This window comes from Corynebacterium sp. HMSC068H04 (assembly GCF_001811255.1).
GTDB classification, from domain to species: domain Bacteria; phylum Actinomycetota; class Actinomycetes; order Mycobacteriales; family Mycobacteriaceae; genus Corynebacterium; species Corynebacterium hesseae.
In genome coordinates this window covers 33,686-47,583 of sequence record NZ_KV804019.1, presented here as the reverse complement: position 1 = coordinate 47,583, position 13,898 = coordinate 33,686, and the positions used below count along the sequence as shown (strand labels likewise).

13 protein-coding genes are annotated in these 13,898 nt (G+C 60.8%); 11 read left to right on the top strand and 2 right to left on the bottom strand.

The window, feature by feature from the left end; genetic code table 11:
- The first annotated feature begins 157 nt into the window (after positions 1-157).
- The 4 genes from tsf to HMPREF2792_RS09505 all read left to right on the top strand — a co-directional run bounded on the left by tsf (position 158) and on the right by HMPREF2792_RS09505 (position 3,561).
- Entirely contained in the window at positions 158-970 is an 813-nt protein-coding gene (gene tsf / locus HMPREF2792_RS09520) for a translation elongation factor Ts (protein ID WP_070533167.1), read from the top strand.
- A gap of 243 nt (positions 971-1,213) precedes the next feature.
- Positions 1,214-1,951, top strand: coding sequence for a UMP kinase (gene pyrH / locus HMPREF2792_RS09515; RefSeq protein WP_070533165.1), 738 nt, complete (start codon positions 1,214-1,216; stop codon positions 1,949-1,951).
- Between the two features lie 70 nt (positions 1,952-2,021).
- Entirely contained in the window at positions 2,022-2,579 is a 558-nt protein-coding gene (gene frr / locus HMPREF2792_RS09510) for a ribosome recycling factor (RefSeq protein ID WP_070533163.1), read from the top strand.
- 127 nt (positions 2,580-2,706) lie between these two features.
- Positions 2,707-3,561 (top strand): phosphatidate cytidylyltransferase, encoded by an 855-nt coding sequence (locus tag HMPREF2792_RS09505; RefSeq protein WP_180952038.1) that lies wholly within the window; start codon positions 2,707-2,709, stop codon positions 3,559-3,561.
- A 2-nt stretch (positions 3,562-3,563) separates the two neighbouring features.
- Here HMPREF2792_RS09505 and HMPREF2792_RS09500 read toward each other — a convergent pair whose 3' ends face one another.
- Entirely contained in the window at positions 3,564-3,968 is a 405-nt protein-coding gene (locus HMPREF2792_RS09500) for a LapA family protein (protein WP_070533161.1), read from the bottom strand.
- 93 nt (positions 3,969-4,061) lie between these two features.
- On the opposite strand from HMPREF2792_RS09500, the gene rlmN reads away from it, so the two are divergent.
- From rlmN to HMPREF2792_RS09485, 3 genes are all read left to right on the top strand, one after another.
- Positions 4,062-5,168, top strand: a complete 1,107-nt coding sequence (rlmN, locus tag HMPREF2792_RS09495) for a dual-specificity RNA methyltransferase RlmN (RefSeq protein ID WP_070533381.1) — start codon at positions 4,062-4,064, stop codon at positions 5,166-5,168.
- A 71-nt stretch (positions 5,169-5,239) separates the two neighbouring features.
- Positions 5,240-6,061 (top strand): ABC transporter ATP-binding protein, encoded by an 822-nt coding sequence (locus HMPREF2792_RS09490; protein ID WP_070533159.1) that lies wholly within the window; start codon positions 5,240-5,242, stop codon positions 6,059-6,061.
- The gene (locus HMPREF2792_RS09485) at positions 6,058-7,647 is read left to right on the top strand and encodes an ABC transporter permease (RefSeq protein ID WP_232748529.1); all 1,590 of its coding nucleotides are present in this window, start codon (positions 6,058-6,060) and stop codon (positions 7,645-7,647) included. The genes HMPREF2792_RS09490 and HMPREF2792_RS09485 overlap by 4 nt, the downstream gene beginning before the upstream one ends.
- 89 nt (positions 7,648-7,736) lie before the next feature.
- Here the strand turns inward: HMPREF2792_RS09485 and HMPREF2792_RS09480 are convergent, their stop codons facing one another.
- Positions 7,737-8,186, bottom strand: a complete 450-nt coding sequence (locus tag HMPREF2792_RS09480; RefSeq protein WP_070533158.1) for a DUF2631 domain-containing protein — start codon at positions 8,184-8,186, stop codon at positions 7,737-7,739.
- Positions 8,187-8,363: 177 nt separating this feature from the next.
- Here HMPREF2792_RS09480 and dxr point away from each other — a divergent pair, with 177 nt between their 5' ends.
- The 4 genes from dxr to HMPREF2792_RS09460 all read left to right on the top strand — a co-directional run bounded on the left by dxr (position 8,364) and on the right by HMPREF2792_RS09460 (position 13,890).
- The gene (dxr, locus tag HMPREF2792_RS09475) at positions 8,364-9,530 is read left to right on the top strand and encodes a 1-deoxy-D-xylulose-5-phosphate reductoisomerase (RefSeq protein WP_070533157.1); all 1,167 of its coding nucleotides are present in this window, start codon (positions 8,364-8,366) and stop codon (positions 9,528-9,530) included.
- Positions 9,531-9,545: 15 nt separating this feature from the next.
- Complete coding sequence (locus HMPREF2792_RS09470; RefSeq protein WP_070533156.1) at positions 9,546-10,754, top strand: M50 family metallopeptidase; 1,209 nt, start codon at positions 9,546-9,548, stop codon at positions 10,752-10,754.
- 64 nt (positions 10,755-10,818) lie between these two features.
- The gene (gene ispG / locus HMPREF2792_RS09465) at positions 10,819-11,982 is read left to right on the top strand and encodes a flavodoxin-dependent (E)-4-hydroxy-3-methylbut-2-enyl-diphosphate synthase (protein WP_070445607.1); all 1,164 of its coding nucleotides are present in this window, start codon (positions 10,819-10,821) and stop codon (positions 11,980-11,982) included.
- 57 nt (positions 11,983-12,039) lie between these two features.
- On the top strand, positions 12,040-13,890 hold the full coding sequence (locus HMPREF2792_RS09460; protein WP_070533155.1) for a penicillin-binding transpeptidase domain-containing protein: 1,851 nt from the start codon (positions 12,040-12,042) through the stop codon (positions 13,888-13,890).
- The last annotated feature ends 8 nt before the right edge of the window (positions 13,891-13,898 follow it).

Genomic DNA, 13,898 nt, shown 5'->3' with positions numbered 1-13,898 from the left:
CATTAAAGGGTTGAAAACACCACGCTGAAGGTTCTTCAGATTCTTCGCTGGGGGAGCTGGCGAAAAACTAGCACCCCCTCAACGCGACGTGGTGGTAGTGATTCCGCTACGCTGTTTCAACGAATACCGTTCAATTCCAAGGAGGATCGCTCCAACTATGGCGAATTACACTGCTGCAGACGTAAAGGCATTGCGTGAGGCCACCGGCTCCGGCATGCTCGATTGCAAGAAGGCTCTCGAAGAGTCCCAGGGTGACTACGACAAGGCCGTTGAGTACCTGCGCATCAAGGGCGCAAAGAACGTGTCCAAGCGTGCCGAGCGTGAGGCCACCGAGGGCCTGATCGCCGTTTCCGGCAACACGATGGTCGAGATCAACTGTGAGACCGACTTCGTGGCTAAGAACGAGGCTTTCAAGGCTTTTGCCACCAAGATCGCTGAGGCTGCCGGTGAGGCCAAGGTCAACTCCGGTGAGGAGCTCAACAACCTGGAGATCGACGGCAAGAAGGTCTCTGAGATCGTTGACGAAGAGTCCGCAAAGACCGGCGAGAAGCTGCAGGCCCGCCGCGCAGTCACCATCGAGGGCGACAACGTTGCTGTCTACCTGCACCAGCGTTCCGCTGACCTGCCGCCGGCAGTGGGTGTCCTGGTCTCCTACGAGGGCAACGCAGAAGGCGCTCACGCAGTGGCACTGCAGATTGCGGCTATGAACGCCGAGTACCTCACCCGCGAGGACGTTCCGGCTGAGGTCGTTGAGAAGGAGCGCGAGATCGCTGAGGCCACCACCCGCGAGGAGGGCAAGCCGGAGGCAGCCCTGCCGAAGATCGTGGAAGGCCGTCTCAATGGCTTCTACAAGTCTGTGGTTCTGCTTGAGCAGGCAGCTCTGTCTGACTCCAAGAAGACCGTCAAGCAGGTCGCGGACGAGGCTGGCACCACCATCACCGGTTTCATCCGCTACGAGGTTGGCGCCTAAGCTTTACTAGAGCTTTCGCAGCCTAAGCGCATTGCGCCGTAGCTGCGGTTTCTCCCTCCTCCTCTTCATCCCTGTGGCCGCCTGGCCGGTGGGGAAGAAGCGGGGAGGGAGTTTGCTGTTTTCTGCCGCCCCTTAGGGTGGGGGTTGTGCGCAGCTGAATATATAAGAGCGGCTTCCTATGGTTAAGATGGAACGGAATTATTCGTGCGCTTAACTGAAGCGTCGCCATGCGTGAAGGAGACGATGAAGACCGTGACTAACCCTGAACCGAAGCGAACCGGATACAAGCGAGTCATGCTGAAGCTGGGCGGTGAGATGTTCGGCGGTGGCAAGGTCGGCATCGATCCTGATGTCGTAGAAAACGTCGCCCGCCAAATCGCCGAGGTGGCCGAACAAGGAACTGAGATTGCCGTCGTTATCGGTGGCGGTAACTTCTTCCGCGGAGCGGAGCTGTCCCAGCGCGGTATGGACCGCGCTCGCTCCGACTACATGGGCATGCTGGGTACAGTCATGAACTCCCTGGCGCTGCAGGACTTCCTCAAGCAGCAGGGCATCGACTGCCGTGTGCAGACGTCCATCAACATGGCACAGATTGCGGAGCCGTATCTGCCGCTGCGCGCCGACCGCCACCTAGAAAAGGGGCGCGTGGTTATCTTTGGCGCCGGCATGGGCATGCCGTACTTCTCCACCGACACCACCGCAGCGCAGCGCGCGCTGGAGATTGGTGCAGAAGTCCTCTTCCTGGCCAAGGCTGTCGACGGCGTCTATTCCGCCGACCCGCGCACGAATCCGGACGCGGAGCTCTACTCCGAGATCACCCCGCGCGAGGTCATCGAGAAGAACCTCAAGGTGGCTGATGCTACGGCGTTCAGCCTGTGCATGGATAATAATATGCCGATTCTGGTCTTCAACCTCCTCACCGAGGGCAATATCAAGCGCGCCGTGAACGGCGAGAAGATCGGCACGCTGGTCCAGTCTTAGTACAAACGGGCCGCGACCTGCTACATTCTTTCCCAGTACTTTTGACTATTTCAAGGGAGTTGTAACCCTCATGATCGACGAGATTCAGCTCGAAGCTGAAGAGCACATGACCGCCTCGGTGGAGCACGCCCGCGAGCAGCTGATCACCATCCGCACCGGCCGCGCCAACCCAGCCATGTTTAACGGCTTGGTCGCTGAGTACTACGGTGTGCCGACCCCGATTACCCAGATGGCAACCATCTCGGTTCCTGAGCCGCGCATGCTGCTCATCAAGCCTTATGAGCAGTCCGTGATGAATGAGATTGAGAACGCAATCCGCAACTCGGATCTCGGTGTGAACCCGACCAATGATGGTCAGGTGCTGCGCGTTACTATTCCGCAGCTGACTGAGGAACGCCGCCGTGAGATGGTCAAGCTGGCTAAGAGCAAGGGTGAGGACGGCAAGATTGCTATCCGTAACATTCGCCGCCGTGCCATGGAGCAGCTGAAGAAGCTGCAGAAGGACGGCGATGCTGGCGAGGACGAGGTCATCGCTGCAGAGAAGGAAATGGAAAAGATTACTTCCGGCTACATCGAGCAGGTGGACAAGCTCGTCGCCAATAAGGAAGAGGAGCTCATGGAGGTGTAGCCTCCACACACGAGCTTTGACTTGCCGCCGCGCCAGGCACCGACCAGCACGGCGGTCTTTTCTGTGTAGAGCTTAAGCACCCACGACTACCTGAGGAGCATGCGTGAGCACTGAGCACCCGAGCCGGATGCCGAAACCCAAGAATTCCGCGGGCCGAGACATGCCTGCGGCGATTGCCGTCGGCGTCGGCTTGGGCGCGCTCGTCGTTTTTGCGGTGTGGGCCGGGCCTTTGGTGTGGTATCTCGTCGTCGCCACCGCAGTGGGCTTGGGCATGTGGGAGGTTCTCACCCGGTTGCGGGAGCACTCCTACTATGTCCCGCGCACCCTGCTGATCGTTCTTGGCCAAGCCATGGTGTGGGTCTCGTGGTTCCTCAACGCCCCGGGCCTCGTTGCGGTGTATGTGGTTGCGGTTCTGGCGCTCATGTTCGGGCGCCTCTTCCACAACGGCAGGCACCGTCCGCCAATTAACTATCTCCGTGATATGTCGATGGGCATCTTCGTGCTGACCTGGATACCCCTCTTTGGCACGTTTGCCGCGATGCTTTCGCGGGTGGAGACGCCGTTTGCTTCGGGGGCGGCGTCGATTGTCGTGTTTATGCTCTGCGTGGTCGCCTCAGATACCGGTGGTTTCATCGCCGGCGTGATGTTTGGCTCGCACCCCATGGCACCGGCTGTAAGCCCCAAAAAATCATGGGAAGGATTTGCCGGCTCTGTCGTTTTCGGCACCCTTACCGGTGCGCTATCTTTCGCATTCCTTCTTCACCACAAGCCGTGGGTGGGCGCGCTCATGGGACTAGGACTGGTTTTCTGCGCCACTCTCGGTGACTTAGTGGAATCCCAGTTCAAGCGCGAACTGGGAATCAAAGATATGTCTGCCCTGCTGCCGGGGCACGGCGGCATCATGGATCGCTTGGACGGCATGCTGCCCTCTGCGATGGTGACCTGGGTGGCGATGAGCTTTCTCACCACCCTTGCACCTTAGATTTAGCGGCGAGCCTGCTTACGCACCTGTCGGCGCAGCTCGAACATGCGCCAGCCGCCTACCAGGGCCATGATGAGTGCGCCAGAAATAGCGCAAATGAGGTAGGTGACGCCAGCCGGGAACTGAACGGACCAGTTAAGGAAGTTCAGCGGTACCTGGTGCTGGTTCTGCAGGATGAAGATAATGAGGACGATGAGCAACAGGAAGCCCACGATGAGGGCGATCCACGTGCTGGCAGCGAAGGAGCCCTTCACCTTGCCATCATTCTTCTCCTCATAGTCCGAAGTAGTCGGAACCGGCTCTACGGAGCTTTCGGTGGCGGGGGCTTCCGCAGAGTAATCGGTCAACGGCTCCTCGGCCGGAGTGCTGGTGCGGAATTCCTCAGGGGAGTTTTCTGGATTCGTCATGCATCCATTAAATAGGTTGAGATGTCACTTTCGCCACTCCAGCAGAACTTAGATTGGATAATGTGGCCGAAAACGTGGAAAATGGGCTCTACCATGGCTGAACCACTGAAACTGAATTTCTCCGCTCCGCGGCGCGGGCTACCCCCGAAGCACTTCGCGGACCTGACCGAGGCCGAGCGCATTGAGGCGCTCGCGGAACTTGGCCTGCCCAAGTTCCGGGCAAAGCAGCTGGCCAAGCACTACTACGTCCACCACACCGCCGATGTCTCTGAGATGACGGATATCCCGGCCGCCTCCCGCGAGGCGGTGCAGGAGCGTTTGTTCCCCACGCTCATGGAGCCCATTCGTCAGACCTCTACCGATGATGGGGAAACCACCAAGTCCCTGTGGCGTTTGCACGACGGCACTTTGCTGGAATCCGTGCTCATGCGCTACCCAGGGCGCGCAACACTGTGTATCTCCTCCCAGGCTGGCTGCGGCATGGCCTGCCCGTTCTGCGCCACCGGCCAGGGCGGGTTGGACCGCAACCTGTCCACCGCGGAAATCGTGGAGCAGTTTAGGCACGCTGCTCGCCTCATGGAAGAGGAAGGCGGGCGCCTAAGCAACGTTGTTTTCATGGGCATGGGTGAGCCGCTGGCTAACTACAAGCGCGTGGTTCACGCGGTGCGCCAGATTACCGGCGCTGACCTCACCGGTTTCGGCCTTTCCCAGCGCAATGTCACGGTGTCGACGGTCGGCTTGGCACCGGCCATCCGCAAGCTCGCGGATGAGGACTTGTCCTGCACCCTCGCCGTCTCCTTGCACACCCCGGACGATGAGCTGCGCGATACCCTCGTGCCAGTCAACAACCGCTGGCCGGTTGAGGAGGTCCTCGATGCCGCTAAGTACTACGCCGACAAGTCTGGCCGCCGCGTCTCCATCGAGTACGCGCTGATCCGCGATAAGAATGATCAGGATTTCCGCGCTGACATGTTGGGCCGGAAGCTGCATGCGGCTCTGGGCTCCAAGGTTCACGTCAATGTGATCCCGCTGAACCCCACGCCGGGCTCGGAGTGGGATGCTGCCCCGAAGGCGCGCCAGGACGAGTTCGTTCGCCGCGTCATCGCGCAGGGCGTGCCGTGCACCGTGCGCGATACCAAGGGCGATGAAATCGCTGCCGCCTGTGGCCAGCTCGCTGCCGACGAGCGCGAGAGCGCTTAAGAGCTCTGCTTACAGTTTCCTAACAATAGTTTCGCCGGAGGAGAAAGCATTAATGGTTCTTGATACCGTTAATGCTTATGACTCATCCTTATCGCGAGGACTTAGCGGCAGATCCACGCACCCAAGCTTTAGCGGTGCGCGATCTGCGCAAGTCTTTTGGTTCTCAGATTGCCGTCAACAGCCTCAACCTGGATGTACCGCGCGGATCCATCTACGGGATAGTGGGGCCGAATGGCGCGGGCAAGACCACGATGCTGACCATGGCGTGTGGCCTCCAGCGCCCTGATGCCGGCCACAGCTTCATCGCCGGCCACAACGTGTGGGAAGAGCCCATCCCCGCCAAACAGGCCATGGGGCTGCTCATGGATGGGGCGCCGGTCTTTGACCGTCTCACTGGCGCTGAATACCTTCACTACCTCGGCGCCCTTCACAAGTTGGAGCGCTCCGAGTCGCTGCGCCGTGCGCAGGAGCTTCTCGACGCCCTCTCCCTCTCCGAGGCCGCCGATAAACGCATCGCGGACTATTCCGCTGGCATGACCAAAAAGATTCTCCTGGCCGGGGCCGTCCTGCACAACCCGGAGGTGCTTATCCTTGACGAGCCTCTGGAAGCCGTGGATCCGGTCTCCGGGCGCCTCATCCAGCAGATGCTGCGCGCCTATGCCTCCCGCGGCGGCACGGTTATTTTGTCCTCGCACGTCATGGAGCTCGTCGAGGGGCTGTGCGACCACGTCGCCATCATCAACGGCGGCCAAGTCATCACCGCGGGTCACGTCGACGATGTCCGCCAGGGCCAAAGCCTGAGCGATCTCTTTATCGCGGCCGTCGGCGGGCGGGACCTGGATGCCTCGAAGTTTGGGTGGCTGCGCTCGCCAGCGGCAGGTGACGCTGAATGACATCCACTCTGTTCAGCCTCCATCGCACTCTGTGGTGGCGAAGCGTTTCCTCCAACCCGGCGACGCTCATGATGGGGCTCATGATGCTGATCTACGGAGCAATCGGCCTCTTTTCCATCGCAGCCATGGTGTATGCAGATATCACCACGCCCGGACACGGCTACCAAGCATTGACCGTTGGCGTGGCGGGCGGCATGCTCATCTACATACTCCTCGCTCTCTTTATGCCGGCGGGGGAGAACCAATTGAGCCCAACAACCCTGGGAGCCCTTCCTCTGACTCCCCGCGAGGTCCTTCCGGGCTTGTTCTTCTCCGGCCTGTTGACCACCCGCGCCATCATGTCAGTCGTCTTTTCCCTGGTGTATGCGATCATCGGCAGCATTTTCCTCATCCTGACAGGAACCGGGTGGGCTGCGGTGCCCTTCGTCGTGGGCATGGTGCTGTCGTGCGCGACGACCATCATCGTTGGCGAATGTCTTGGCCAAGTGGCTTCCGCTATCGCGGATTCCCAAAAGTCGCGCACCCAAATTGCGGCGATGGTGGTTATGGGCCTGCTGGTCTTTGGCATGCTGCAGGCACAGAGCGTCCTCGAGTCCTTGCCTCCGCTCGATTCGGTGGGCACCATCATGGCCTGGACCCCGTTGGGTGCCGGGGTGGGGTGGGCGCTCGCGCTTGCCGACGGCCACCTCATCACCGCCCTATCCCAACTACTGATCGCGGTGGGCAGCCTTGTCCTGCTGGTATGGGCATGGTCCCGTCAGATAGGCGGCCTCATGCGCAACCCCGGAACAGGCGGTGACGCAGCCAGCGAAGTGACGGGCAAGGGTGTGTCCAAGTTGGAGTTGGGCGCTTGGTCTTATTCCAGCCCGGCGGCGATGGAATACTCTCGCGCACTGTGTTATCTCACCCGCGATAAGCGGCAAACCGGCATGCTCTACACGATGCCTTTGTTTGGCGTGCTGACCCTATATCAGTTGTGGAAGGGCGATGATTTCACCGCATATTTCATGCTGTGCTTCAGCGCGATCGTGCTCTCTTCGCTCTTGGCTAATGATTATGGCTTCGATGGGCCGTCGAATTGGGTCCACATGGTGGCGCCGGTTGCTCCGCGTACCATCCTTCATGCGCGCCACCTCGCACACGTCACTATTCCCTTGATCGGGTTTGTGCTGCTTGCCGTAGTGGTTCTTGTCTTTAGCGACAACTTCACCTTGGGCATGTTGTGCACAGCTGTGGCTCTAGGCGTGTTCATTTCCACGGCGGCGGTGGGCTTGGGACTGACCGTGCTCAACCCTTATCCCTTGTCAGCCCCGGGACAGAACCGGTGGAATGACAAATCCGGCTATTCCGCTGGCGCTTTCTTCACGGCGTTCGTCGGCATGATGCTGGTGTGGGTGCCCGCGCTTCCCGGCATCGTAGTTTCTGCCCTCAGCTATGAGCGCGGCGGCTGGCTGCTGTATGCCGCTGTGATAGTTTCTCTGCTGGTTCCGTCACTTGTCTACGCCGCTGTCTGGCGCTTCGCCGGAAAGAGGGCGCAGGAGCGAACCCCGGAGATTTACGCCACGGTAAACCGTTACGTGAGCTAGGGGTTGAGCAGATAGTACAAAAGCTCCCTTCCATGTGCAGTTCATTCATGAACTGCGGGAAGGGAGCTTTTGTTTACAGCGAAGAAGCTTTAGTTAGCCACCGGCTTGGCAGCGTGGCGGCCGTCGGACACGCCGCGGAGGTGAGCGACGCGGGAGGGCTCAATGTTGAGGGCACGCAGCTCGTCATCGGTCAGGGAAGCGTAGACGTTGCCAACGGTCTTCTGCTCGTATGCCCAGTCCGGCTCCTCGTGGCCCACCGGCTTGTTGCGGGCAGTCAAGGTGCGTACCTGGGAGAGCTTCGGCTGCAGAGCGTAAATGACCAAGCCGAGGGCGATGAGGACTGCCAAGGCGATAAGCCAGACCGTCTCTACGTGGCCCTTGTGGTTACCAAAGTTATAAGCAAGCAGGAACGCGACGGACGTCCAGCCGGCGATCTGTACGCCCGAGCGGCTGATGCGGGACCAACCGAAACCTGCGGACGGGACGTCATCGGTGGATACGCCGTCGAAAACCTGCGATGCCGGCTTGTGGGAAGACACTTGCTCTCCTTTGCGTGTACATGCGGCCCGCCCTGGTTAGAACTAGTTGCGTGAGGCGAGCGCACGAAAATGCCAGTTATTCTGTGTAGTAGTTTAAATGATCCTGCCGGCAACCGCGATTAAACACCCCCGCTTATCGCTATCGGAGCGCACAGGACTCCGACTAGGGTTGAGAGGGTGAGTACCCAACGCATTCTTATTCTCGGCTCTACTGGCTCGATCGGCACCCAGGCTCTGGACGTTATCGCGGATAACCCGGATAAGTTCACAGTCGTAGGCATTGCCGCCGGCGGCTCCAACCCGCAGCTCATTATCGAGCAGGCTCGTGCCCTCAACCTTTCGTTTGACCACGTGGCCGTCGCCAAGCCCGATGCGGCACGGACCGTCTCCGAGGCCCTCGGCGGCACCGTGCTCTCCGGCCCAGATTCCGCAGAGCAGCTGGTCCGGGCCATCGATGCGGATAAGGTCCTCAACGCGCTCGTCGGTTCAATGGGCCTAGCCTCCACGGTTGCGACTTTGGAAAAAGGCGAGCTTCTAGCGCTAGCGAATAAGGAATCCCTCGTCGCCGGTGGCTCCATCGTGACCCGCCTGGCGGGGGAGGGTCAGATCATTCCGGTGGATTCCGAGCATTCCGCCATGGCGCAATGCTTGCGCGCGGGCAGTGATGTGGAGCTTGATCACCTTGTGCTCACCGCCTCCGGTGGTCCCTTCCGAGGCTGGACCCGCGAGGAGATGTGGGATGTCACCCCGCAGCAGGCTGCCCAGCACCCAACGTGGTCGATGGGGCAGATGAACACCCTGAATTCCGCCACGCTGGTCAACAAGGGCTTGGAGCTCATTGAGGCCACGCTGCTTTTCGACGTCTCCCCAGAGCGCATCGAGGTCACCGTCCACCCCCAGTCCATCGTCCACTCGATGGCAACGTTCACTGACGGCTGCACCATCGCGCAGTGCTCGCCACCGTCGATGAAGCTGCCGATCTCCCTCGCATTGGATTGGCCGCGCCGCGTGCCGGGTGCCCAGCCGGCATTGGATTTTTCCACCGCGCATGACTGGCATTTTGAGCCGCTGGATGATGAGTCCTTCCCGGCCGTTCGCTTGGCGCGCGAGGTTGCCGCCGCCGGAGGTACCCACGCTGCCGTGTACAACGCTGCCAACGAGGAGGCGGCCGCGGCCTTCTTGGCGGGGCGCATTCACTTCCCGGAAATTGTTGACGTTGTCAGCCACGTCGTGGATCAGGCCGCGCAGTTCGCTGGTGTACCCTCTAGCGTCGATGATGTCCTCGCCGTGGAAGGCGAGGCCCGCCGTCGCGCCAACGCGATGGTGGATTCGCTCGCTCGTTAGAAAGCCCCATAATTTATGGCAAATGTCCTCGGCATAGTTCTCTTCGCCTTGGGGATCGGCATCACCGTTGCCCTGCACGAGGCCGGTCACATGTTTAGCGCTCGTGCCTTCGGCATGCGTGTGCGCCGCTATTTCATCGGCTTCGGTCCGCGCGTTGCGTCCTTTACCCGTGGCCACACCGAGTATGGCCTCGCTGCCTTCCCGGTGGGTGGTTTCTGCGATATCGCAGGCATGACGGCGCAGGATGAGTTCCTCACGGAAGAGGAAAAGCCCTATGCCATGTACACGAAGCCGGCGTGGCAGCGCATCATCGTGCTGGCCGGCGGCATCACCGTCAACCTGCTTTTAGGATTTATTATCCTGCTGCTCATCGCCATGACGACGGGCTTGCCCAACCCAGACGCGGATGTGCGCCCGCGCGTTGGCGAGGTGTCCTGCGCGGCGAATCAGAAGGCCGATGGCGAACTCGAACCGTGCCAGGGAGTAGGCCCTGCTGGTGAGGCGGGCGTGGAACCTGGGGACATCGTTCTCGCGCTGAACGGCGAGACCATGGACTCCTTTGCGCAGCTTCGCGATACCGTCATGAACTATCCCGGCGACACTGTCACCCTCAAAGTCGAACGCGATGGCGAGCCGCGTGACTTCGACATCACGCTTGCTACAGTGACTCGGCTCAATGCCGAGGGGCAATTGGTGAAGGTCGGTGCCATCGGTATGAGCAACCAGATTATCGATATCAGGGAGACCTACTCCTTCGTCGACGCCTTCCCGGCGACCGCCCGCTACTCGGGCTATGCGCTCAACGCCACGGTCCAAGGAATCGCGCAATTCCCAGCCAAGATCCCGGGCGTGGTGGCCTCCATCTTTGGGCAGGAGCGCGATGTTAACGGACCAATGTCTGTGGTGGGAGCCTCCCGGGTGGGCGGCGAGTTGGTCGAGCGGAGCCTGTGGTCATCCTTCTTCATGATGCTGGCCACCCTCAACTTCTTCCTCGCGCTGTTTAACCTCATCCCACTCCCGCCGTTCGATGGCGGCCATATCGCCGTCATTATTTATGAGAAAATCCGCGACGCCCTGCGCCGCCTCATGGGCAAGGGCCCGAAGGGGCCCGCGGATTACACCAAGCTCATGCCGGTGACCTATGTGCTGGCTTTCCTCCTCATGGCGGTGGGTGCTCTCATCATGATTGCGGACGTGGTTAACCCAATTCGGCTGTTTGGCTAGTGATCCACCTGCGGTGCGCGGTGCTAGAGTAGGGGCGTTAAAACCCAATTAGCAAGGAGCACACATGTCGACCCCTATTGGTCTTGGAATCCCCGACGGCCCGCCTCCCACCCTGGCGCCGCGCCGCAAGACGCGTCAGCTCATGGTTGGCCAGGTGGGCGTGGGCTCTGATCACCCGATTTCAGTGCAGTCGATGACCACGACGAAGACGCACGACGTCAACGCCACCCTCCAGCAGATTGCACAGCTGACCGCGAGCGGCTGTGACATCGTTCGCGTTGCCTGCCCGAAGACGGTTGATGCGGAGGCTTTGCCGGCGATTGCGCAGAAGTCCCCGATCCCGGTGATTGCAGATATCCACTTCCAACCCAAGTACATCTTTGCCGCCATCGATGCCGGCTGCGCTGCGGTGCGCGTCAACCCGGGCAACATCAAGGAATTTGATGGCCGCGTTAAAGAGGTGGCGAAGGCCGCCGGCGATGCCGGTATCCCGATTCGCATCGGCGTCAACGCGGGCTCCCTGGATAAGCGCATCATGGAGAAGTACGGCAAGGCCACCCCGGAGGCTCTCGTCGAGTCTGCGTTGTGGGAGGCCGGCCTCTTCGAGGAGCACGGCTACGGCGATATCGCCATTTCCGTCAAGCACAACGACCCCGTCGTCATGGTGGAGGCCTACCGCCAGCTCGCCGCTCAGTGCGACTACCCGCTGCACCTCGGCGTCACCGAGGCCGGCCCGGCATTCCAGGGCACCATCAAGTCTTCCGTGGCTTTCGGCGCCCTGCTCGCCGAGGGCATCGGTGACACCATCCGCGTGTCCTTGTCGGCGGATCCGGTCGAGGAGATCAAGGTCGGTGACCAGATCCTGCAGTCCCTCAACCTGCGCCCGCGCAAGCTCGAGATTGTTTCCTGCCCGTCCTGTGGTCGCGCACAGGTGGACGTCTACAAGCTCGCCAACGAGGTCACCGAAGGCCTCGACGGCATGGAGTTCCCGCTGCGCGTGGCTGTCATGGGCTGCGTGGTCAACGGTCCGGGCGAGGCCCGCGATGCCGACCTCGGCGTGGCCTCCGGTAACGGCAAGGGCCAGATCTTTGTCAAGGGTGAGGTCATCAAGACCGTTCCCGAGTCCAAGATCGTGGAAACGCTCATCGAAGAGGCAATGCGCTTAGCTGAAGAACAAGGTTTGGAAGCTGTGGAGGGCGCCAAGGCTGAGGTCCGCGTTACCAAGTAACCCACCTGCGGTGTGGGGCGGCCGTCTAGCCGCCCCAGGCTGCTACGCTGCCCAAGCATGAAGAGGTTCGTGGCGCTGCTCGGTGCGGCAGGTATCGCGGCGTCGTCATTGGTGGGATGCACCCCCAAGCCGGTGTCTGCGCGTCCAGTCGCTGAGCAATTCCTGGAAGACATGGAAACCCGCAATAACGAGGACTTGGTGCAGCTTGTCGATGATGGCAGCACAGCTACGAACACGCTTGACGCAACCTTCGCGGGCCTGCAAGCCGAGGGGCTCGACGTCGAATTGACCGGGGTTGATCAACAAGAGGCCCAAGCCACCGCGCACTATTCGGTGACGTGGACCCTGCCTCGTAATCGTTCCCTGCGCTATGACACCTCGATGGCCTTAACGCGCAAGGAGAAAGACTGGACGGTGCGCTGGCAGCCCAGCATTATCCACCCCGATCTCGGTGCGCACCAACACCTCGAATTGCGCTCAATTGCGCCGAAACGCGCCGGCGTGGTCTCCTCCGATGGAGTGGAACTCATGTCTCCGGGCTTGCAATACCGCCTCGTTGTCGATACCGACGCCGTAGACGACCCACGCCCCGTCGCCGCGAAAGTATCCGGCGCGCTGAGCCAAGCTCATCAAGAGGATGATTCCATCCCGGAGATTGACTCTGGTGAGCTAGCCAAGAATCTCGAGGAGGTCGATGGTTCCTACTCAGTCACCATGCTCAATGAGGCTCAGGCAGCGCGGCTGCGCCCGGTTCTGGAGAACCAGAAAGGGATCCGCTTCAACGAGGAACCCGCGCTTATCACGCGCGATACTGGCTTGGCCCCGGACATCCTCGCCCGGGTGCGGTCGATGGTCTCCGAGGAGGTCGACGGAACAAATGGATGGTCCGTTTCTGTCGTCAACGAACACGGAGCCGCGCTTTCCGACGTCGAGCATCACGAACCCGAGGCAGCTCCGTCCATCAAGGTATCGCTGGACTATGACGTCCAGCGTGCCGCGCAAGAAGCCGTCAATCAGCGTGCTGAATACGAGGCCATGCTCGTGGCCATGCGCCCTTCGACCGGCGAGATTCTAGCCGTGGCCCAAACCCCGGAGGCAGATAAGAAGGGCGATATCGCCCTCCAAGGTCAGTTCCCACCGGGTTCGGTGTTTAAGATCATTACGGCCTCGGCGGGCGTCGACAAGCAAGGCCTGTCTCCAGACTCTATCGTTCCGTGCCCCGGCACCATGGAGCTGTATGGGCGCACCGTCACCAACTACAACGGGTTCTCCCTTGGCTCGGTGCCGCTGCGTCAAGCCTTTGCACAATCCTGCAACACCACTTTTGCGCAGATCTCAACGGATCTGCCGAAGGGTGAGCTACGTGATGTGGGCAAACAATATGGTCTGGGAATTGACTATGAGGTGCCGGGCTTATCGACGCTCACCGGCTCCGTCCCCGAGGGCGAGACACCCCTCGAGCGCACGGAATCTGGTTATGGACAGGGCCTCGACCTTGTCTCTCCCTTCGGCATGGCGCTTGTCTCCTCGACGGTCGCGGCGGGCAAGACCCCGACGCCGACGCTTATTGAGTCACGCGAGACCAAGGTGTCCGAAAAGGTCCCCGCGCCCAGCGAGGAGACCTTGACTCAGGTGCGGGACATGATGCGCCAGGTGGTGGCAAGCGGTACCGCCTCGGGGATGCAGGCACAGGGCACCGTCTACGGCAAGACCGGTGAGGCGGAGATCAATGGTGGCTCGCATGCCTGGTTCACCGGCTACCGCGACGACGATATCGCTTTCGCAACTCTGGTTGTTCTGGGCGGTGGTTCGACAATTTCGGTCAACATCACGGACAATTTCCTGCAGCGCCTCGACGCCCTCCGCGCGGAAGGCCACGGCGAGGTGGCCCCCGCACAAGAGCAGTAGCGCGTCGT

Bases quoted from the DNA above. Each gene is read 5' to 3' on its own strand.
- tsf (WP_070533167.1), top strand. From the start codon at position 158: ATGGCGAATTACACTGCTGCAGACGTAAAGGCATTGCGTGAGGCCACC.
- pyrH (WP_070533165.1), top strand. From the start codon at position 1,214: ATGAAGACCGTGACTAACCCTGAACCGAAGCGAACCGGATACAAGCGA.
- frr (WP_070533163.1), top strand. From the start codon at position 2,022: ATGATCGACGAGATTCAGCTCGAAGCTGAAGAGCACATGACCGCCTCG.
- HMPREF2792_RS09505 (WP_180952038.1), top strand. From the start codon at position 2,707: ATGCCGAAACCCAAGAATTCCGCGGGCCGAGACATGCCTGCGGCGATT.
- HMPREF2792_RS09500 (WP_070533161.1), bottom strand. From the start codon at position 3,968: ATGACGAATCCAGAAAACTCCCCTGAGGAATTCCGCACCAGCACTCCG.
- rlmN (WP_070533381.1), top strand. From the start codon at position 4,062: ATGGCTGAACCACTGAAACTGAATTTCTCCGCTCCGCGGCGCGGGCTA.
- HMPREF2792_RS09490 (WP_070533159.1), top strand. From the start codon at position 5,240: ATGCTTATGACTCATCCTTATCGCGAGGACTTAGCGGCAGATCCACGC.
- HMPREF2792_RS09485 (WP_232748529.1), top strand. From the start codon at position 6,058: ATGACATCCACTCTGTTCAGCCTCCATCGCACTCTGTGGTGGCGAAGC.
- HMPREF2792_RS09470 (WP_070533156.1), top strand. From the start codon at position 9,546: ATGGCAAATGTCCTCGGCATAGTTCTCTTCGCCTTGGGGATCGGCATC.
- ispG (WP_070445607.1), top strand. From the start codon at position 10,819: ATGTCGACCCCTATTGGTCTTGGAATCCCCGACGGCCCGCCTCCCACC.
- HMPREF2792_RS09460 (WP_070533155.1), top strand. From the start codon at position 12,040: ATGAAGAGGTTCGTGGCGCTGCTCGGTGCGGCAGGTATCGCGGCGTCG.